The 19,480-nt window shown below is 68.2% G+C and carries 16 protein-coding genes; 13 read left to right on the top strand and 3 right to left on the bottom strand.

Translation table 11 applies throughout. The annotated features are described in order from the left end of the window. Positions 1 to 41 precede the first annotated feature (41 nt). Positions 42 to 3,446 carry a TM0106 family RecB-like putative nuclease gene (locus tag IPP98_09155; GenBank protein MBL0179275.1) on the bottom strand — a complete coding sequence of 1,135 codons (3,405 nt, stop codon included), beginning with the start codon at positions 3,444 to 3,446 and terminating at the stop codon, positions 42 to 44. A 160-nt stretch (positions 3,447 to 3,606) separates the two neighbouring features. Here IPP98_09155 and IPP98_09150 point away from each other — a divergent pair, with 160 nt between their 5' ends. The 4 genes from IPP98_09150 (at position 3,607) to IPP98_09135 (ending at position 6,908) form a co-directional block, all read left to right on the top strand. Further along, positions 3,607 to 4,650, top strand: a complete 1,044-nt coding sequence (locus IPP98_09150; GenBank protein ID MBL0179274.1) for a WYL domain-containing protein — start codon at positions 3,607 to 3,609, stop codon at positions 4,648 to 4,650. Then, the gene (locus IPP98_09145) at positions 4,647 to 5,609 is read left to right on the top strand and encodes a WYL domain-containing protein (protein ID MBL0179273.1); all 963 of its coding nucleotides are present in this window, start codon (positions 4,647 to 4,649) and stop codon (positions 5,607 to 5,609) included. Before IPP98_09150 ends, IPP98_09145 begins: the two co-directional genes overlap by 4 nt. A 91-nt stretch (positions 5,610 to 5,700) precedes the next feature. Beyond that, the gene (locus IPP98_09140; GenBank protein ID MBL0179272.1) at positions 5,701 to 6,231 is read left to right on the top strand and encodes a hypothetical protein; all 531 of its coding nucleotides are present in this window, start codon (positions 5,701 to 5,703) and stop codon (positions 6,229 to 6,231) included. Then, positions 6,228 to 6,908 carry a hypothetical protein gene (locus tag IPP98_09135; protein ID MBL0179271.1) on the top strand — a complete coding sequence of 227 codons (681 nt, stop codon included), beginning with the start codon at positions 6,228 to 6,230 and terminating at the stop codon, positions 6,906 to 6,908. Before IPP98_09140 ends, IPP98_09135 begins: the two co-directional genes overlap by 4 nt. 8 nt (positions 6,909 to 6,916) lie before the next feature. On the opposite strand, the gene IPP98_09130 is transcribed toward IPP98_09135, so the two are convergent. Further along, a complete protein-coding gene (locus IPP98_09130; GenBank protein MBL0179270.1) occupies positions 6,917 to 8,365 on the bottom strand; it encodes a multicopper oxidase domain-containing protein in 1,449 nt (482 codons plus the stop codon). Positions 8,366 to 8,587: 222 nt separating this feature from the next. On the opposite strand from IPP98_09130, the gene IPP98_09125 reads away from it, so the two are divergent. The 7 genes from IPP98_09125 to IPP98_09095 all read left to right on the top strand — a co-directional run bounded on the left by IPP98_09125 (position 8,588) and on the right by IPP98_09095 (position 14,659). Next, positions 8,588 to 9,040, top strand: coding sequence for a MarR family transcriptional regulator (locus IPP98_09125; protein ID MBL0179269.1), 453 nt, complete (start codon positions 8,588 to 8,590; stop codon positions 9,038 to 9,040). Positions 9,041 to 9,144: 104 nt separating this feature from the next. Continuing rightward, positions 9,145 to 10,218 (top strand): alkene reductase, encoded by a 1,074-nt coding sequence (locus tag IPP98_09120; GenBank protein ID MBL0179268.1) that lies wholly within the window; start codon positions 9,145 to 9,147, stop codon positions 10,216 to 10,218. A 137-nt stretch (positions 10,219 to 10,355) separates the two neighbouring features. After that, a complete protein-coding gene (locus tag IPP98_09115; protein ID MBL0179267.1) occupies positions 10,356 to 10,880 on the top strand; it encodes a hypothetical protein in 525 nt (174 codons plus the stop codon). Positions 10,881 to 11,000: 120 nt separating this feature from the next. After that, positions 11,001 to 11,627, top strand: a complete 627-nt coding sequence (locus IPP98_09110) for a PD40 domain-containing protein (protein ID MBL0179266.1) — start codon at positions 11,001 to 11,003, stop codon at positions 11,625 to 11,627. A gap of 1,083 nt (positions 11,628 to 12,710) precedes the next feature. Continuing rightward, on the top strand, positions 12,711 to 13,562 hold the full coding sequence (locus IPP98_09105) for an endonuclease/exonuclease/phosphatase family protein (GenBank protein ID MBL0179265.1): 852 nt from the start codon (positions 12,711 to 12,713) through the stop codon (positions 13,560 to 13,562). A 24-nt stretch (positions 13,563 to 13,586) separates the two neighbouring features. Next, entirely contained in the window at positions 13,587 to 13,991 is a 405-nt protein-coding gene (locus IPP98_09100; protein ID MBL0179264.1) for an MliC family protein, read from the top strand. Positions 13,992 to 14,158: 167 nt separating this feature from the next. Then, complete coding sequence (locus IPP98_09095) at positions 14,159 to 14,659, top strand: hypothetical protein (protein MBL0179263.1); 501 nt, start codon at positions 14,159 to 14,161, stop codon at positions 14,657 to 14,659. Between the two features lie 153 nt (positions 14,660 to 14,812). Here the strand turns inward: IPP98_09095 and IPP98_09090 are convergent, their stop codons facing one another. Beyond that, positions 14,813 to 16,231 (bottom strand): Ig-like domain-containing protein, encoded by a 1,419-nt coding sequence (locus IPP98_09090; protein ID MBL0179262.1) that lies wholly within the window; start codon positions 16,229 to 16,231, stop codon positions 14,813 to 14,815. A 168-nt stretch (positions 16,232 to 16,399) separates the two neighbouring features. On the opposite strand from IPP98_09090, the gene IPP98_09085 reads away from it, so the two are divergent. Together IPP98_09085 and IPP98_09080 are read left to right on the top strand one after the other, a co-directional pair. After that, complete coding sequence (locus IPP98_09085) at positions 16,400 to 18,286, top strand: serine/threonine protein kinase (protein ID MBL0179261.1); 1,887 nt, start codon at positions 16,400 to 16,402, stop codon at positions 18,284 to 18,286. Between the two features lie 75 nt (positions 18,287 to 18,361). Next, on the top strand, positions 18,362 to 19,480 hold a 1,119-nt coding region (locus IPP98_09080), incomplete at its 3' end, for a serine/threonine protein kinase (GenBank protein MBL0179260.1).

Below are 19,480 nucleotides of genomic sequence, written 5' to 3'. Positions count from 1 at the left end.
TAGGACTGTTCCACGTATCGACTCCAAGTATCGACCGCCTCCTACCCCTCGGCAAGCAGCTCGATCCGGCACCACCGACTCACCAGCGTCAACTCCTCCACCGACCGCACCCGCACATCGCCGAGCGTCGAGGAGCCGACGACCACGGCGAGCGCCTGCGCACGCGAGATCGCCACGTTGAGCCGATTGGGCGAGAGCAGGAACTGCGGGCCGCGTGGCGCATCGTCGAGCGTGCTCGCGCACATCGAGACGATCACCACCGGTGCTTCCTGCCCCTGGAACTTGTCGACCGAGCCGATGCGCGCCGCGTCGCCCAGGCGGGCGCGGAGTGCGCGCACCTGCAGATTGAATGGCGCGACAATCAAAATGTCGTCGAGCGTCATCGGGCGTGGGGCATCGCCGTGCACCGTGACGGTACCCTGCAGCAACGAGGCCACCAAGCCGACGATCGCCTCGACCTCTTCGTCGCTCCCCTGCGTATTGCCTGCGTGTTCGACCGGGAGGAAGGCGACACCGTGGCCGGTCGTGATCGGCGCGGTGGCCGGGAGCGCGACGTGATTGCCGGCGGTGAGGGCGTGGCTGCCGAGCCGCCCCTCGTAGAACGACTCGGAGATCAGGCGGCAGACGTCGGGGTGCATCCGGAACGAGGTGCCGAGGAAGATGCCGAGCTCGTCGGGGATGACGGCGCGATCCTCGAGGAGATAGGCGAGGCACGACTTGCCGCTCTCGCCGGGGTGCTCCCCCTGCGTCGGTTGGGCGAGCTGCATCTGGTCGCCCATGAGGATCAGGTTGTGCGCCGACATCCCGGCGGCGACGGCGTTGGCGAGGGGCACCTGGCCGGCCTCGTCGATGAAGAGGTAGTCGAGCGCGCCGATCATCTCCGGCCGGCTGAAGAGCCAGGCGGTGCCACCGACGACGCAGGACGCCGCTGCCACGGCATCGGGCGCCTTCGCCGAATCGAGCAGACGCATTGCGCCGCTCACCGCCAGGGGGTGGTCGCTCTCCTTGCCCACCTTGAGGACGCGCCCGGCCAGGTCGGGGCGCTGCTGCAGCAACTTCTCCAGCACATTGAGGATCACGGCGTGGCCGGTCGCCATCACGCCGACGCGCTTGCCGTCGTCGAGCAGCGCCGCGATGAGCTTCGCGCCGGTGGTGGTCTTGCCGGTGCCCGGCGGCCCCTGGATGGCGAGCGTGGTGCCATCCATGGCGCGCGCGGCGGCGATCGCGCCGTCGCTGCCGCTGCCGTCCGCGATCACCCGTCCGCCACCGTGGCCGCGCAGGCGTGGCGCGCGGCGATGGATCAGGTCGTCGACGGCTGCGGACGCCGGCGTGCCCTCGTCCCAACTGCGCACGTAGCGCTCGACCGATTCGGGAATCGGCGTCGGGTTCACGTATTCGTCAGGAATCAGCTGGCAATGCTCGGGGAGCGACCGCCCGGTGCCGACCTTCAGCGTCAGTCGACCGTTGGCCAGGTCCATCGTGTCGATCTTGGTGCTGGTGATGCCATCACCCAGGACATACACGGCAGAGCCGGCATGCAGCCGAGTGTCCTGGTCCGGATCGAAGGCATACTCGTAGACCATCGACCGCTTCTCCGGCCACGGCTCGCGCGCGGTGCGTGTCACCCCCGCGAGACAGTCCGCGTCAGCGTGCAGCTCCAGTTCCGACAGCGTCTGCCGTTGAAAGAAGCGCCACCACAACGGCTTGGCGTCGCGCCGGTGGTATTCCAGCAGCCAGCCGAGCAGTTCGGTCACACGCCGCTCTTCCGAATCCGGCGGCAGCGCTGCCGCGCGCTCGGCCAGGGCCGCGGCGTAGAGCTCAACCGCCTTCGGCTCGCGATCACTGACCGATTCGGTCGGCGCATCGGGGCGGGGAAGCCACGAGAGCCCGGCGTCCTCCTGCCGCGCCAGCAGCCAATCGCGGAGCGGGACCATCGACTCGCAGTCGACGCGGTTGTAGTCGCGGATGGCCGAGAGGATCGGCGACTCCGGCCATTGCCGGCTCTCACCACTCTCGATCCATCGCTGGTACTCTATCACGGAGCCGCCGGCGCTGGTGATCGCCTCGGTCCGCGGCGGCATGTAGAGATGCTCGATCTCCTTGAGCGAATAGCTCGGCGTGCCGATCACCATCCCTTGCCGCACCACGGTGTACAGGTCGACGAAGACATCGTGGCGGAGCAGCTGGTCGAGTTCGTATTCACGCGTGGCGTACTTGGTGCTCAGCCGCGAGAAGGCGGTGCGTTCGTAGGCGGCATAGTGGTAGATGTGCATCGTCGGGTCCTGCTTCAACCGCTCCCACGCCCAGTCGATGAAGCCCTCGAAGGCGACGCGTTCCTCCGGTTCGTCGTGCGCCCACCAATCGTCGAAGGCGAGCGTGCCATCGGCCGCGATCGTCGTGGCGCCGATCAGGTATTCCAGCCCGCGTTCCGCGTAGGGAAAACCCTCGAGGTCGAGGAACACATCGAGCCGCGATCGGGGCGGCAGCAGGGCGAGGCCGCGCCGAGGTTGGTCCGCGTCGAGCGGGCGCAGCGACCAGGCGATGGTGCCGGTGGTGCGCGTGGCAACCTGCATTCGCGCCTGCTCGCGGATCGCGGCGAGCGACGCTGGCGAGATCCGAGGGATCGTCGTATCGGGTGCGAGATTCGCCAGCTCTTCGACCGTGTCCACCGCGGCCGCGCGCAGCCGAATGATCTGGCTGCGGCTGATGCCGGCGATCAGCGAGAGATCATCGACATCGGTCAGCATCTGCTGTGCGGCTTCGCTCCATCGGCCGTGGGTGCGATCGAGGGCTGGATCGGGCAACGTGTCGATTTGCCAGTCTGCTTGAAAGCGCTCGAACGACTGCTTCAGGCGCCGGTAGTAGTGGATGACGTCTGCGGTGCGGAAGGTGGCCTCGCTGCCATCGCCCAGAATGAAACCGAAGCGATCGGGCGCGCGCCCCTGCATCGCCTCGAGCATCTCGGCGTAGGCACAGAGCTGCAGCAGGAAGTACGGTTTGGCGGAACGGGCGAGCTTGGTGTCCCACGGCTCGTAATGATGGTCTCCCAACGAGGAATCGCCCGGTACGCGATGAAGGAAGTCGGCGATCCCCATCCACGGCTCGGCGCGGAGCTCGCCCTGAAAGATCACCGGGGCGCCGGCCTGCATCGCCGCGATCGTCAACGCGTGGGCGTCTTCGGCTCGCGGCACCTCCACCAGCGTCGGCTCCTTGGCGCGGAGCCGTGTCAGGTGGGCCGCCTCGTGATCCAGCCCGCGCTGCTTCACGAGCTCGAGTTCCGCGTCGGAGCCGTCGGGGGCGAGCGTCCTGGTCCCCAAGCGTTCCCGTCCGCTCCCGCGCACGCGCTCTGCGGCGTTGCGCTCGCACCACGCCGCGAAGTCGCCCTCGAGGTAGGCGATCAGATCCTTGGGCGAGAAGCGGTACGAACCATCGGGCAGGCGCCGCATGAGCAATCCGTCGGGAGGGGTGCGGAAGCAGGTCTCCTATGATACCTCCGACCCGTGACAGGCGGGCGGGTGGTGCCCTGACCGTCACACCTCCCGTCTACCTTTCCGGGCATCCCCTTCGGAGCCCGCCCTGAGCCAGCACGCCAAACTTCGCCGCTGGATGGACCTCGTCGCCGCACTGCTCGCCCGCAAGTACGGCGCGACGCTCGACGAGCTGCGAAACCTGGTCCCCGGCTATGGCACGGGCGCTCCAGAGGCGGTGCGACGCGCCTTCGAGCGCGACAAGGACGAGCTCCGTACCCTCGGCATTCCCATCGACACGGCGGGGACCGCCGGCGACGCCGAGAGCCGCTACCTGATTCGCGCCGACCGCTTCTACCTCCCCTATCTCGGCGTGGTCACCCCGCGCGGCCTCAAGGCACCGCGTCGGGTCGATCGTTACGGCTATCGCGCCCTCGCCTCCTTCAATTTCACCGACGACGAGTTCGCGCTCCTGGCCGACGCCGCCGCGCGCGTCGCCGAGTGCGGCGACCCGACGCTGGCGGACGACGCGGCGCACGCGCTCCGCAAGCTCGCGCTCGATGTCCGCCCGCCCGAGCTCGCGGTCACTCCGGGGATTGCCCTGAGCGCGCCACTCGCTGCCGCCGACCCCGCCATCCTCCGGAGTCTGGGCGACGCGCTGCTGGCGCGGAAGCAGGTGACCTTCACCTACTACGGCATCGAGCGCGACGAGACGGAGCAACGGATCGTCCTGCCCTATGGCCTCTCCTTCACCAGTGGTCACTGGTATCTGCATGCGCTCGATCCGTCGCGCGGCTCGGTGCGCCGCTTTCGCGTCTCGCGGATGCGGCGGGTGATCGTCAATCGACGGAATCCCGGGAGTCAGGACTACGAAATTCCGCTGGACTTCCGGTTGGCGGAACGCGCGGTGCCGGTCCCTGCGTGGGCGCTCGGCGACGAGTCGCTGGTGATCGTCGAGGTGCGCTTCGTTCGGAAGAACGGCGCCGTCCGCGCGGCGCGGGCGCTTGGCAGCACGGTCCGCGGTGCCCCCGACGTCACCCGCTACCGCGTGCGCCGTCGAGAGTCATTCCTCCGTTGGCTGCTCGGGCTCGGAGGCGACGCCGTGCCCATCAGTCCGCCCGACATGGTGCGCGGCTACCGCGAGTTGGCCGAGCGTACGCTGGCCGCGCTGGAGGTCGAATGACCACCGCAGCCGCCACCTTCCGCCGATTGATGACGGTGCTGCCGCGCTTCGCCGAGCGTGACACGCATCGCCTCGAGGACCTCGCCGCGGAGTGCGGCGTTCCGGTGGCCCAGTTGTCCGCGGACCTGCAGGCGTTGTCCAATCGCTTCGACGATCCAGGCGGCTATGTCGAAGGCGTGGCGGTGCTGATCGATGGTGAAGAGGTGTCGGTGCGGACCGATCACTTCCGCCGGCCGATGCGCCTCACGGTCGCCGAGCTCTGCGCGCTCGAACTCGGCCTGGCGTTGCTCGAACGGGAACACGATGGCGAGGAAACCACCGCGCATCCGATGGCCCTGCTCAGGGCACGGCTCGCCGAGTTGATCACCAAGCTGCCGCAGGACACCGCCTACGACGGCCTCCGCGACGGTGCGCTCTCCCATCCGGCACAGGCGCTGGCGGTGCCGCGGCTCCGCGAGGCGTTGCGCCGCCAGCGCGTGGTGGAGCTGCACTACCAGAAGGACCACGACGAAGAGGCGCAGCCGCGCGCGGTTCGACCCTATGCGCTGCGCTTCAGTCGTGGTGCCTGGTACCTGAGCGGCTGGTGCGAACGCAGCGATGGTTTGCGCCTCTTTCGCTGCGACCGCATCATGTCGGTCACGCTCACCGATCGGGAGCATGCGGTGCCGGCCGATTTCTCGGCCGATCAGCTGATGGTCGATGGCAAGGTCTTTCAGAGCGGCGAACCGACGCCGGAACTCACCGTGCGCTACAGCGCCGGCATCGCGCGGTGGATCGCCGAGCGGGATGGAGGACCCATCGCGGCGGACGGCAGTGCGCTGCGCACGATGCCACTGGCCGATCGCGAGTGGGCGATTCGGCATGTGCTGCAGTATGGGCCGGATGCGCAGATCGTGAGCCCGACCGAACTCCGCAACGAGCTGCGAGATCGAGTCAAGCGGATGATGGATGATGGATGATGGATGATCGATGATCGATGATCGATGATCGATGATCGATGATCGATGATCGAATGAGTAGATTTGTTCCTTCCCCACATCGGATCGGCCCATGCGCTTCGTCGTGCTGCTCGTCGTGTGTTTCGCCGCGTGTGCCCCATCGGTCGATGCGCCATCCGGCGCGTCGGTGCCGGATCGCCACGCGTACGTCTGGGCCGGCGGGATGGACTCCACCGTGGCCGACGTGCTGCTGGTGCTGGACATGGATTCGGCGTCGACCACCTACGGACAGGTGGTCGGCAGCGTGCCGACCGGCACGAAGGGCGGGATGCCGCACCACATCGAGCGACGGGTGAGCGCCGACGGACGGCTGCTCGCCAATACCTGGCGCGCCAATACCAGCTGGCTCTTCGACGTCACCACCCCGCGCGCGCCAACGATCCACGCCTCGCTGCAGGGCGCTGGCGGGATCATCGGCTGGGCGCACGACTTCACGCGGCTCCCGAACGGCCATCTGCTGGTCGCCTTCAACGGCGGCCCCGGTGCCTACGTCGGCGCGGGTGGACTCGGCGAACTCGACCGTGATGGCGCCGTGGTGCAATCGGCTCTCGCACGAGTCCCGAAGCAGGCGACACCGCGATGACGCCGTACACCGTCCACGCGGTGCCCGGACGGGACCGCGCCGTCGTCGGGCTCAGCGAGATGGGGATGGGCCCCGACTACAAGTTCCACGACACCAGCGCCTTGCAGTTGTGGTCGACGGCGCCACTCGCGCCGCTCGCCCTGATTCCGCTCGCGCCGAACGGCAAGGATCGCGGACACGTCGCACCGTCGACCGTCACGACGACGGCCAGCGGGGCGATGTTCGCCAATACCTTCTACTGCGGGCTGTACCACGTGCGCGGTCTCGAGGGCGACACGCCGTCCGCGACCCGCGTCTTCACCTTCCCGGGCGGCGACACCGACGACAACCTTTGCGCCGTCGCCACCACGGTGGGGAACTACTGGATCCAGGCCGTCGCTGCGCTACCCGGCGTGATGGTACTCGACCTGAGCGACCCCGCCGCGCCGCGAGAGGTCGCGCGCCTCGTCGTCGACGGGACGCGCTTCGCCAAACCGCACTGGGTCTCGGCGGATCGCGACGGGACGCGTCTGGCCATCACCGGAATGGGATCGTGGGTCCTGATGGCGCGGTTCAATCCGGCGACCGGAGCGATCGCCCTCGATTCGACCTTCCACGAGGGTGGCACCCCAGGCATCACCGTGAAGACGCCGAACGGCGCGATGCTGCATCCGCACGGGGTGGCCTGGGGGCCATAGCGGATGGCCTATTTGATCTCGAAGTTCATCATCATCCCGCCATCCTCGTGCACCACGTTGTGGCAGTGCAGCAGGTAGCGGCCACGATGCTGGGTGAACTGCGTGATGACCTCCACGGTCTCGCCGGGCTCAAGAAGCACGGTGTCCTTCCAACCCACTTCCCACGGGAAGAGCCGAGCGCGACCGCCGCTGCGTGAGAGCACCTGAAACTGGACCTCGTGCATGTGCACCGGGTGCGGGAACTGCGCGACATTCACGAACCGCCACACTTCGGTGCTGCCGAACGGGACGACCTCGTCGATCCGATCCATCTCCCACGACTTGCCGTTGATCGTGTGTTGCATCATCCGACTGTCGAAACGGAACTCGCGCACCTTCGTGTCGGCGGTGCGCACCAGCGGCGCGATCGTGGGGAACGGCTTCGGCACCCAGGGCCGCTCGGTGACCGCCTTGGTGACCACGAATTCCAGCAGGTCGAGGTCGGCGCCCTGCGCCTTGCCGCCGGCCCCCATCCGGCCCATCCCCATCCCCCGCCCCATCTCGCCGGTCGGCGTGAACGGCAGCGACTTCAACATCACGCGCGTGCCCACCGCCAGTCCGCTGAAGTCGACCAGCAGGTCGGCGCGTTCGCCGGTTCCGAGGTCGAGCCAGAAGATCTTTTGGGGCGCGGGGAGCAGGCCACCATCATTGCCGATCAGCGTCATGGCGGCGCCGGTCGAGAGGCCGAGCCGGGTGATGCGGGAACCTGAGCCGTTCACGACGCGGAGTCGGTAGAGCGCGCTGTCGACGTTGTGCCTCGGCTCCATGATGCCGTTGCCGAACATCGTCGAGCCGAAGAAGCCCTCCATCCGCTCGTGCATCACCGGAGTGTACGCGAACTCGTTGTTCGCATCGAAGCGTCGTTCCTGCAACAGCAGCGGGATCTCCCGCGCGCCGCTCGGCAGGCCGAGCGCGTCTTCCTCCGCGTCGCCGATGAGGAAGAGCCCGGCCATTCCGCGGTAGATCTGTTCGCCGGTCTGGTGGTGCGGGTGCGCGTGATACCAGTAGGTGCCGGCACGATTCAGAATCGGGAAGTCGTAGCGATACGACGCGCCGGTGTCGATGGCGAGCCGTGGTGCTCCATCGGCGGCCTCCGGGACGGCGAGCCCATGCCAGTGGAGGATCGACTGCTGCGGGAGGTTGTTCTGAAACGCGATCTGTGCGCGGTCGCCACGCCGCACCCGGATGGTCGCGCTGGCCGCCTGTCGCGAACCGTCACCGACCACCCACGCGTTCGCCTGCACGCCCGGCGCAATCTCGGCGCGGACCTGGCTCCCGATCAGCCGCTTGCCATCGGGGCGGTATACCGGGGGCATCACCAACGGGGCCCGCTCCGCACGGCCGAGGGCGGCGAGCTGGCGACCGCGCGCAAAGGCGGCGGCAGTGGCGGCGGTGGCAAGGAAATCACGACGGCGCATGGCGAGACCAGGTGCAGGTGCGGGGGAAGGGAATCTTAATGGTGAACGGTGAGGGGTGAGGGGGGGCCTGTCATCCCGAACAACGTGAGGGATCTGCGTGCTCGCGAATACGCAGGTCCCTCGCTGCCCTCGGGATGACGGCGTTCGCCCCCTTACCCCTCACCCCTCACCCCTCACCCCTCACCCCTTGCATTCCGTGTTGTCAACACGTATTGTTCCCTCATGTCGATTCGATCCAGGCTCAATCAATCCAAGTTCGCCGACTCCGCCGACGAGGCCGTTGTCGGCATTCTGATGGTCGCGGCCGAGGTCAATCGGGAGTTCGCGGAGCTGTGTCAGGCGCAGGGGATCACGCTCGACCAGTACAACGTCCTCCGGATCCTGCGGGGGGCGAAGGACGCCGGATTGCCGCGCTGCGAGGTGGCGGGGCGGATGATCACCAAGGCGCCCGACGTGACGCGGATGATGGATCGGCTGGTGAAACAGGGGCTGGTGATCCGCACCTGGGGGACCGAAAACCGGCGGCATTCCATCGCCAAGATCTCCCCGGAGGGGTTGGCGGTGCTGGCGGCCCTCGATCCGCATGTCGCGGCGCTGAATGCCCGAGTCACGAGCCAGGTTGGTCCCGAGGAGCTCCAAGGGCTGATCGGCGCGTTGAACCGGATGCTCCCTTAGGCCTTGGCGTGGCGTGGGCAGGGTGATGTTGCGCCCATATATGTGTTGTCAACGTATATCGTTTTTCACAATTCTTAACCAAGGAACTAACCGTGGCTGATCCGATGCTCTTCACCGCCACCACGCTCGGCGACATCCCGATCGCCAACCGCCTCGTCATGGCACCGATGACGCGGAACCGCGCCGAACCGGATGGCCGTCCGTCGCCGATCATGGCCACCTACTACACCCAGCGGGCATCCGCCGGGTTGATCGTCAGCGAGATGACCCAGATCGCCGCGACTGCCGTTTCCTACGCCAACACGCCGGGCATCGAGACGCCGGAGCAGGTGGCGGGATGGAAGCAGATCACCGACGCCGTGCACGCCGAGGGCGGACGCATCGTGCTGCAGATCGCGCATGGTGGTCGGATCTCGCACCCGTCGCTGCTCGGTGGCGCGACGCCGGTGGCGCCCTCCGCGGTTCGCCCCGCCGGCGAGACGTGGACGCCGCTCGGCCTGGTGCCGTTCGAGACGCCGCACGCGCTCCGCGCCGAGGAGATCATGGCGATCGTCACGCAGTTCCGCGTGGCGGCCACGAACGCGCGCGAGGCCGGCTTCGACGGTATCGAGTTGCACGCGGCGAACGGCTATCTGCTCGACCAGTTCCTGCGCAGTGGCAGCAACCAGCGCACCGACCAGTGGGGCGGCAGCGTCGCGAATCGTGCGCGCTTCCTGCTCGACGTGATCGAGGCGACGGTGGCCGTGTGGGGACCGGGTCGGGTTGGCGTGCGCCTCTCGCCGTTCAACCCGTACAACGCGATGCATGACGACGCACCATTCACCACCTTCCCTGATGTCGCGGCCCTGCTCGACACGCAGGCGCTGGCCTATCTGCACGTCACCTACAGCGGCGGCTCGCCCGAGGATCGTGCGCGGATGCAGCAACTGATCCGCTCCGCCTTTCACGGGTCCATCATCGCCAATGCCGGCTTGAATGCCGCGTCGGGCGAGGAAGTGCTGAGCTCCCATCTCGCCGAAGCGGTTGCGTTCGGCGTGCCGTTCCTGGCCAATCCGGACTTGCCACTCCGTCTTGCGAGCGGCGCCGCACTCAATCTTCCGGATGTGCCGACCTTCTATCAGGGCGGCGAGAAGGGGTACGTCGATTACCCATCGCTGAGCGTCAGCGCGATCCGCTGAGTCGCCGCGCGTGGACGCGAGTCGAATGCGGAGTGTCGCGATCCGCATTCGACTTGTTCGTCTCACCTATCAATCGATCGGCCGCGACATACACTTCGGCACAGTACGCATTCTCCTCGTTGTCCCGGAGTGCCGCCATGCCGACCTCGTACTCTCCCCGTACCATTCCCACGCCGATGATGATCGGTCTCACGCTCGCCTTCATCGGGGTGCTGCTCGGCTTCCTCCTCGGCGGGGCGTTCGGATTGCTCGAGCCGCCGATCCTCGCGCACCTCAAGGCCTCGGGCGAGGCCGTGCTGGCGACCACGTACGGCGGCGACGTCGCGAAGCTCGATGCGGTCGTCGACAAGTCCTGGACGTACATGCTGCGCGCGCACATGCACGGCGGCGCGATTGGATCGGCGGCACTCGGGGCGATCGGCATCCTGCTGCTCACGACCGGACGCGGCGGCATTGCGCAGCTGAGTGCGCTGTCGATCGGAGCCGGTGCGCTCGTGTACCCGACGTTCTGGCTGGTCGCGGCGCTTGCCGCGCCGGGACTCGGCGGGACCGGCGCAGCCAAGGATGCCTTCGAGTGGATCGCAGTCCCCGGCGCGGGACTGGCGATTCTCGGCATCATCGGCTGCCTGATCGCGGTCTGGACGGATCGGCGAACGGCGTGACGCGGTGCGCTGCCCCGCAACTTTTCGCGTCGGCTGATCGTCCTACTCCCCTGGAGATGGCGGTTCACTCGAGTCGACAGGAAAGGGAACACGATGTGGCGAGGCGTACGGTGGGTCGTGATGCTGGGATTGATGGGGTGCGTCGAGGCGGTAGGACCGATCGAGCCGGGGCCGGCACGCTACGCGTTGCTGTACGAGGCCCATCCCGAAGGGGTACCGGAGATCTTCCGTGCCACACTGGATGGCGGCATCACGCCGACGCGGGTCTTTCCGGCAGGGACGGTTCGCCGCACGCCCTCGGTTTCGCCGAATGGTGAATGGATCGCGTTCGTCACCTGGAACAGCGAGGGGATTTCCAGTCTTCGGGTCCGTCGTGACGGGAGCGGGCTGCAGCAGCTGACCAACTCGGGAGAGGACGACGACCAACCGAGTTGGTCCCCTGACGGCAGCAAGATCGTCTTCCGGTCCTGGCGGCGACTCCGAGCCGGCGAGATCTGGGTGATGAACGCCGATGGGAGCCAGCAGCGCAATCTCACCCCCGATGTCGGCCAGGGTATCATCTCGTACAACTATCCCGCGTGGTCGCCGGATGGGCAGCGGATTGCCTATCAGTCGACCGAAGGCGGCGACGAGGGCATCTGGAGCATGAAAGCCGACGGCAGTGACCGCCGGCAACTGACCAACACCATGGACTTCGACACCAGCTGTGCCGAGGCTGGATCCACTTCCGGCGGAGCAGCAACCTGACCGGATCGGACATCGCCCGAATCCCCGGGGCGGGGCGGTTGACAATCCCCACGCGCAGCTGCGGTGGCGGCGGGGCCGGATCGCGTTCGTCACGTTCGACGGAGCATTCTCGACGGGCCGCATCGCGACGATGCGCCCGGATGGAAGCGACATCATCCTGCACACCCCGCCCGGTCCCTTGAGCGGGCTGTCGCCGGCGTGGGAGCGCGTGCGATAACAGGCGGCACATCGCCCCGTCTCGCATCGGATCGCCCCCGCGCGATGCGTGAATGCCGATTCCATGATCGCCGCACCATCCGCCTGCCCGGCTGGAATTACCGCCGGGCCGGGTGGTACTTCGTGACCATCAATACCTGGGGGAGCTGCCACACATTGGCGCGGGTACGCGGCGGCCGCATGCTGCTGACGCGGATGGGTGAGATTGTCAGCGAGCGGTGGCATGCGATTCCTGGGCACCACCCCGGGGTGCGGCTGGATGAATTCGTGGTGATGCCGAGTCACATTCACGGCATCGTTGTGCTTACGAGCTCGCGTCCACCAGCGGACGGTCGTGGGTTGGGCTACTCCGCCGGGTCCCTCGCGGCGATCATCGGGTCATATAAGGCATCGTGCACCAGGATCGTCAGGGCGCCCACGGTGCAGGTTGGCGAGGAACTTTACGAACGCATCCTGAGGGATGGGGGGCGATCGATGCGGTCCGCGGGTATATCGTGGCCAATCCGTCGCGGTGGATTGCCGAGCGTCATCGGGCATGATGACCTTGGGCCGGGATTGGCGCGATCCCACCATCGGTGGATGTCGGGAGGTGCGGGTGGAGGGCGCGGCCTGCCGCGCCCGTCCCACCATCGGTGGATGTCGGGAGGTGCGGGTGGAAGGTCGTGTGTAGGGGCGCGGCCTGCCGCGCCCGTCTCACCATCATCGGGATATCGGCATGTCAACGACGGCGTCCCGCGTCACGTCGCGGGGATCGGTGCGGACGGGAGGACGGGCGCGGCAGGCCGCGCCCCTACATCCCCGCGCCGCGATGATCCCGGATGGGGCCGGGGGGCGGGCGGCGGCGCCCGCGCGCATTATCATTCCCCGATGCGATTCCTCGCCCCCGCGCTCTTCCTGCTGGCCGCGGCGCCCCTGCCGGCGCAGGCGCCGGTGCGGGCGCTCTCCTTCAACATCCGCTATGGCACCGCCGCGGATGGCGATCACGCCTGGCCGAATCGGCGCGAGCATGTGGTCACCCTGATCCGCGACCATGCCCCGCACCTGATTGGCTTTCAGGAGGCGCTCCGCTTCCAGCTCGACGAACTCGAGCAGCGGCTGCATCGCTACCAGCAGATCGGCGTCGGGCGCGACGACGGCAAGACTGCCGGCGAATACGCCGCGATCTGGGTCGACACGCTCCGCTTCCGCGTGGTGACGAGCGGCACCTTCTGGTTCTCGGACACGCCCACGGTGCCTGGCTCGAAGCACTGGGGCAACGGAATCACGCGCATCAGCACCTGGGCGCGGCTGGTCGATCGCGCCACCGGTGACACCCTCCGGGTCTACAACAATCACTGGGATCATCAATCGCAACCGTCGCGCGAGAAGAGCGCCGCGTTGCTGTTGCAGCGGATTGCGCAGGATGGTGCACCGGGCGACGGCGTGCTGGTCTTCGGCGACTTCAACGCCGACGAGACGAATCCGGCGGCGCAGGCAATGGTTACCTCGACGCGCACGCCGCTCCGCGACACCTTCCGCGCCGCACACCCCGACGCGCGCGTCGTCGGGACGTTCAACAGCTTTCGCGGCGACTCGACCGGCGGGAAGATCGACTTCATCCTGGCCGATCCCTCCTGGCGCGTCAGCGATGCGGGGATCGATCGTCGTCGCTTCGGGCCGCTCTGGCCCTCCGATCATTTTGCTGTCTGGGCCGTGCTGCAGCGGCCACGTACCCCCTGATTCGCCATCATTCCGGAGTGCTCCATGCGCCGTGCCCCGCTTGCCCTGCTCCTCGTCGCCGCCTGTGCACCGAAGGCTGCCTCCGATGCCGCCAATCCCGATAGCGCCAAGCAGGCGATGATGGCACCGCCGCCGGGTGCGTCCGCGGCCGTCTTCAACTGCGACGACAAGACGGAGATCTTCGCCCTCTTTGCCACCGATTCGAGCGGCACCGGCGTCGTCTCCCTCGCGATCGGCGACGAGCGCGTGCGGTTGCGCCAGGTGCCGGCCGCCTCGGGAGCACGCTACGCCGACTCCACCGCGACCTTCTGGAACAAGGGGAACGAGGTGACCCTCGAGCGGGGTGGAAAGACGGTCACCTGCACCACCGCCCCGACGGCCACCGAGCCGCCCGCCCCGCCGGCCGAGAAGCCGGCCGGCAGCGAGTAATCGGTACGGCTCGTTCTCCTGATCCGACCCGCCTGGGCGGGATCACACGGCCCGCCCGCGACCCGCACAAGGTCGCGGCGCGGGAGCTGAGCGCGCGACACCCGCGACTGGCGAGGCTCGTGGAGCTGGCGCACCCCCTGGAGCGGATCGTCCCTGATGAACGGCCGTTGACCGACCTGGTGGTCCGGACCGTGGTCGCCCAGCTGGTCTCGGCCGCCGCAGCGCGCACGATCATGGAGCGTTTGCTGGTGGCGTTCGGGACCGCCGAGGGGGTGGTGGACTGGGCGATGGCGACGCCGCCCGACGATCCGCCGGTGCACGGGCTCTCGCGCGGGAAGCGGAAGACCCTCGCGGCGTGGGGGCGATATGTGGCGGAGCGGGGCGACCCGCGGTCGGCCTGGCAGGGCCTCGACGCCGACGCCCTGATCGCGGAAATCACCACCATCAAGGGGCTGGGGCCGTGGAGCGCCCAGATGGTGGCGATCTTCGGCTTCGGCCATCCCGAGATCTGGCCCACCGGCGATGCCGGCGTGGCGCGTGCGGCGGGCGTGGTCTTCCGGCGGATGAAGCCGGCAACGATCCGCCGGCTCATTGCGGGGTACGAGTCCCACGTGGCGATCTGCTGCTGGGCGCTGATCGACCAGCGCCGTCTGCACGAATTCGGTTAGTTTTTCCCCCGGCCATATTCCCGGAGTCGTCCCGTGCGTCCCATGCCGTTGCCTGAACTCGTCTATATCTATGCGTTGCTCGGTTTCTTCATCGTGACGTTCATCGTCGCGAACGTCCTTGCCCGCGCGGTCGGCTACAAGGAGTAGCCGCGCTCACGGGCCGACGAGGATCGTGGTGCGCCAGATGCCGGTGCCCGCCTCGATGGCCCCAGGTGGGACTGCCACCGGGATGGTCAGCGACGGATTTGCCGCGTTGATCAGCAACATCGTCGCGCCCGGACCATACCGCCAGTAGCCGAAGCGGCGGTCCGGTTCGGCGGCCGACACCGGACAGCCGCAGGGTCCCGCCGCATCCTTCAGCGTCATGTCCACATCGAACTTGTCGCTCGCCAGCGACCGGACGAACGGCGTGAAGTACGTCGAGCCGTTGATGACGTTGTCGATCGTGAGGCTCACGATGCCATCGGGGTTGGTCAGGGTCGCGAGGGTTTCCGACAGCGGCTCGCCGGCCGTGCCGGCCTTGGGCCGGATGATGACCCAGCGAATGCGGGCGCTCGCCACCTTCTCCAACTGGAGCGCGGTCGACGAGTTCTCCTGCAGCGTCACCACCTGCGAGTCGTTCACGAAGAGCCGCACCGATGCCATCAGCTGATTGGTCACCTCGAGCTGATAGACATTCTGCGGGATGCTCAGCACCGTGAACGTGGCCGAACCGGTCTTTCCGCCCGTGGTGGCGCGCACCGTGGCGCTGCCCGGCGAGACGGCGAGCAGTTGCCCCGCGCTGGTGACGGTGATCACATCGTTGTTGGTCGAGGTCCACAGCACGGTTCGATCCGTGACCTCGACGTCGAATTCGTCGATCACGGTCGGTCGCAACAGGAAGGTGGTCCCCAGCGAGATCGTCGCGGTGTCGGGGCGAATGGCGACGCTCTTCACCTCGGACGGAATCACGGCGACGGTCGCGAAGCCGCTGATGCCATCCACGCTCGCGAAGATCGGGGTGTTGGCGTCGTAGCGGAGGCCGAGCACGAGGCCGTTGGGCGCGACGATCGCGACGGTCGGATCGGAGACCGACCATTCCGGGGTGATCGGCACGATGCGACCGCCGACGTCCCGCCCGATGGCGCGGACCCGGGTGGTGTCACTCGACTTGATGACGGGGCGGTCGATGCTGACGGTGATCGCCTGCAGTGCGCCGTAGACCTGCACCTCGACGGTATCCGCCTTGCCACCGGCCGAGGCGACCACCATCGCGCTCCCGGGAATGACACCGGTCACCCTGCCCGTGCCGGTCACGGTGGCGATGGTCGGGGCGAGGGAGCGCCAGACGATCGGGGTGGTGACGGCACTGCCGCCAGCGCCGATGGCGATCGCGGAGAGCGAGTCGATCCCGCCCACCCCGACCGAGAGCGTCGTCGGGGTGATGACGACCACCTCGACGCCCGCGGTGCCGGTGGGTGACCCGCCACACGCGGCGAGCACCAGGGCTGCCGCCACGAGACGTCGGGCAGGGCGTCGGGCCCGGAGTGGGGTGGGCAGGGGCGTCGTCGGGGCGGAGGTGGTGCGTCGCATCAGGTGCCTCGGGCATCGGGCAGAAAGTGACTGGGGGTGAAATCTATCGTGGCCTCGGCCTCCCATGGGGAGGATCGGCGGTCTCATCCTTCGGCCCGTCGAAGCCGTATATTCAGCAGACGAACCCGCGGGGGGCTTCCCCCGACCGACCAACGCACCAGGAATGACGTGACCGACGCCCTGCTCACCGACCTCAAAGCCGCCCTTGGCGAGGCCTACCTGATCGAGCGCGAACTCACCGGCGGCGGGATGAGCCGGGTGTTCGTGGCGCGCGAACAGGCGTTGGGGCGCGAGGTCGTGATCAAGGTGCTGCCACCCGAGTTGGCGGCTGGCGTCAATCGCGAGCGGTTCCGGCGCGAGGTGCAGTTGGCGGCGCGCCTCTCCCATCCGTACATCGTGCCCCTGCTCCACGCCGGCGAGGCGGGCGAGCTCCTCTGGTTCACGATGCCGTTCATCGCCGGCGAATCGCTTCGGCACCGCCTCGAGCAGCAGGGCCCGCTCCCGGTGCGCGACACGATCGTCATGCTGCACGACGTGGTCGAGGCGCTGGCGTATGCCCACGCCCGCGGCGTGGTCCATCGCGACATCAAGCCGGCCAACATCCTCTCCGACGGGCAGCACGCCGTGGTCACCGACTTCGGCGTGGCAAAGGCGCTCTTCGCCGCCTTGCCGACCGGGATCGCCGGGCACACCACGTCGGGGATGGCGATCGGCACGCCCGCCTACATGGCGCCGGAGCAACTCGCCGCCGATCCGGCCGCCGATCATCGCGTCGACATCTATGCGGTCGGTCTGCTTGCCTACGAATTGCTGATCGGCGCGAGCCCGTTCTCCGCACCTTCCCCCACGGCGACGATGACGGCGCAGCTCACGCGCACACCGGAGTCGCTGCACGCGCTCCGCGCCGAGGTGCCGGAAGCGCTCTCGGTGCTGATTGCGCACTGCCTCGCGAAGAATCCGAGCGAGCGGCCGGCCGATGCGCAGACCGTGCTGCGGGAGCTCGACCGCATCGCCGGGATGATGGCCGCCGACGCGCATCGCGAGACGTCGGGTGAACGGACGGCCGTCGTGGTGCCGAAGAGCCGGATTCCGCTTGGTGTGGCGGCCGTGGCACTGCTGACGGTGCTGAGCGCGGCGGTGTACTGGGCGCAGATTCGGAACTCGCCGCCACCGGCGACGCCCGCGGCACCGAACACGGTGGTGGTCGCCGGTGGCCGTGATTCGCTGGAGGGCGGGGCACTCATCGGCAAGCCGATGACGCGCGCCGATTCGCTCAAGATCGCGCAGCAGATGTGGAGCGAACTCGAGATGACTCGGCCCACCACGGCGCGACGCATGGTGGTCGAGACCACGATGGTTGCGCTCCCGCTCGACGTGCAGATTGCCACCGTCGACTCGATCCTGCGTGCGCGCTTCGGCGAAATGAGCCGCACCCGGATGCCGCAGCCACCGACTGCGCCCAGCGCGACGGCCGTCGCCCCAGGCGCCGCCGTGGCCACCATCGTGGGCACGGCCAAACCGCGCCGCCTGGTGCTGGTGACGGCGCCGCGCGCGCCCACGACGCCGGAACTCGCGGCGCTCAATGCGCAGGTGACACAGGAACTGGCCCGCCGGGTGCGCGGTGGCACCGGCTGGGAGGTCGTGGTGCCCGAGCAGAGCGCGGACCGAAGCGTCCGCAACACCAGCTTCGAAGGCGCCGACGGCATGGTGCTGGTCCAGTTGGCGCCGGGCACCAACGATTCCGTCGACCTGCGGATCACCGTCCGCAACCTCGCCCCGGGGTCGGCCTATGGCTTCAACGTCGTCTCGAGTCAGGACGTCTACAAGCCGACGACACTCGAGCCATTCCGCGAGACGATCTTCCGTGCCTCGCGGATGATCGAAGATTTCAAGCGGGTGCCGGTGGGCGGGACCTGGCAGATGGACTTCAATCGGACGGGCCGAGCGCCCTTCGATACCACGGGCGGGCGTCGGCCGAGCGGGCCCGGCGGGCCGCGCGAGGGATTCCAGCCGGACACCAACTTCCGGCCGAAGTACCGGCCACCCCAGCCGTGAGGGATCGATCATCGATCATCGATCATCGATGATCGATGATCGAAACCACCGTGACGCTCCCGCCGTACGTTGACCATGTTTCAATCTGAAAACGCTCTTTCCCCCGAGTTCCTCGCCCTTCAGGCGCAGGTCGCGGGGCGCTATTCGCTTGACCGGGAGTTGGGGCGGGGCGGAATGGGGGTCGTTTTCCTGGCCCGAGAGGTCGCCCTCGACCGGCTAGTGGCGATCAAGCTCCTTCCGCCATCGTTGGCGGCGAACGCCTCACTCCGCGAGCGCTTCCTCCGCGAGGCGCGCACCGCCGCCCAGCTGTCGCACCCCCACATCGTCCCGATCCATGCGGTCGAGTCGCACGAGGCACTGGTCTTCTTCGTGATGGCGTATGTCCGCGGCGAGACACTCGGGGAGCGGCTCCGTGCCCGCGGCGCGTTGCCGATGGCGGAGGCGCTCAGGGTGATGCAGGAGGTCAGTTGGGCCATCGCGCACGCGCACGCACGCGGCGTGATCCATCGCGACATCAAGCCCGACAACATCCTCCTCGAAGAGGGGAGCGACCGCGCGCTGGTCACCGATTTCGGGATCGCCGCCTTCGGTGAAGGCGACACGCCCGTCGGCGCTGCGATGGGCACCATGCACTACATGAGTCCCGAGCAGGCGCTCGGTGCCGACGCCGATGCGCGCGGCGACGTCTATGCACTCGGCGTCACGGCCTTCGCCGCCCTCGCGGGGCGGCGGCCGTTCGAGGGCGCCGAGGGGCGCGCGTTGCTGGCCCAGCAGTCCGGCAGCGATGCACCCGCGATCCGGACGCTGGTGCCGGCGCTGCCGGCAGCGGCGGCGACCGTGATCGACCGCGCCCTCGCGCGCGACCCGGACCAGCGCTGGCCCTCGGTCGAGGAGTTCGCGTCGGCGCTGCAGGGGGCGCGGGCGCTCGAACCGCAGTTGCCGGTGCGCCTGCAGCGTTTCGCGCGCGAGGCGCTCGTGCAGGGCAACCAGCTCAGTGCCGTGGTCGGCGGCACGCTGAGCGCGGCGATCGGCGCGGCGCTGATCGACATGGTGGTGGAGCACAACTTCCTTGGCCTCGAGAGCTTCCTCTTCCTGATGGTCGCCGCGCTCGGCACCGGGCTGACGCTCCTGATGCTCGGCTTGCAGGTCGCCTCCATCCGTGGCATCGCGGGCTGGGGCTATTCGCGTGAGGCG

The organism is Gemmatimonadota bacterium (assembly GCA_016720805.1).
Classification (GTDB): Bacteria; Gemmatimonadota; Gemmatimonadetes; order Gemmatimonadales; family GWC2-71-9; genus Palsa-1233.
The sequence above is the reverse complement of the archived record's forward strand: the minus strand, read 5'-3'. Positions and strand labels throughout refer to the sequence as shown.

Excerpts from the sequence above, each read along its gene's own strand:
- IPP98_09155 (MBL0179275.1), bottom strand. The coding sequence starts at position 3,446 with ATGCGGCGCCTGCCCGATGGTTCGTACCGCTTCTCGCCCAAGGATCTG.
- IPP98_09150 (MBL0179274.1), top strand. The coding sequence starts at position 3,607 with ATGGACCTCGTCGCCGCACTGCTCGCCCGCAAGTACGGCGCGACGCTC.
- IPP98_09145 (MBL0179273.1), top strand. The coding sequence starts at position 4,647 with ATGACCACCGCAGCCGCCACCTTCCGCCGATTGATGACGGTGCTGCCG.
- IPP98_09140 (MBL0179272.1), top strand. The coding sequence starts at position 5,701 with ATGCGCTTCGTCGTGCTGCTCGTCGTGTGTTTCGCCGCGTGTGCCCCA.
- IPP98_09135 (MBL0179271.1), top strand. The coding sequence starts at position 6,228 with ATGACGCCGTACACCGTCCACGCGGTGCCCGGACGGGACCGCGCCGTC.
- IPP98_09130 (MBL0179270.1), bottom strand. The coding sequence starts at position 8,365 with ATGCGCCGTCGTGATTTCCTTGCCACCGCCGCCACTGCCGCCGCCTTT.
- IPP98_09125 (MBL0179269.1), top strand. The coding sequence starts at position 8,588 with ATGTCGATTCGATCCAGGCTCAATCAATCCAAGTTCGCCGACTCCGCC.
- IPP98_09120 (MBL0179268.1), top strand. The coding sequence starts at position 9,145 with ATGCTCTTCACCGCCACCACGCTCGGCGACATCCCGATCGCCAACCGC.
- IPP98_09115 (MBL0179267.1), top strand. The coding sequence starts at position 10,356 with ATGCCGACCTCGTACTCTCCCCGTACCATTCCCACGCCGATGATGATC.
- IPP98_09110 (MBL0179266.1), top strand. The coding sequence starts at position 11,001 with ATGCTGGGATTGATGGGGTGCGTCGAGGCGGTAGGACCGATCGAGCCG.
- IPP98_09105 (MBL0179265.1), top strand. The coding sequence starts at position 12,711 with ATGCGATTCCTCGCCCCCGCGCTCTTCCTGCTGGCCGCGGCGCCCCTG.
- IPP98_09100 (MBL0179264.1), top strand. The coding sequence starts at position 13,587 with ATGCGCCGTGCCCCGCTTGCCCTGCTCCTCGTCGCCGCCTGTGCACCG.
- IPP98_09090 (MBL0179262.1), bottom strand. The coding sequence starts at position 16,231 with ATGCGACGCACCACCTCCGCCCCGACGACGCCCCTGCCCACCCCACTC.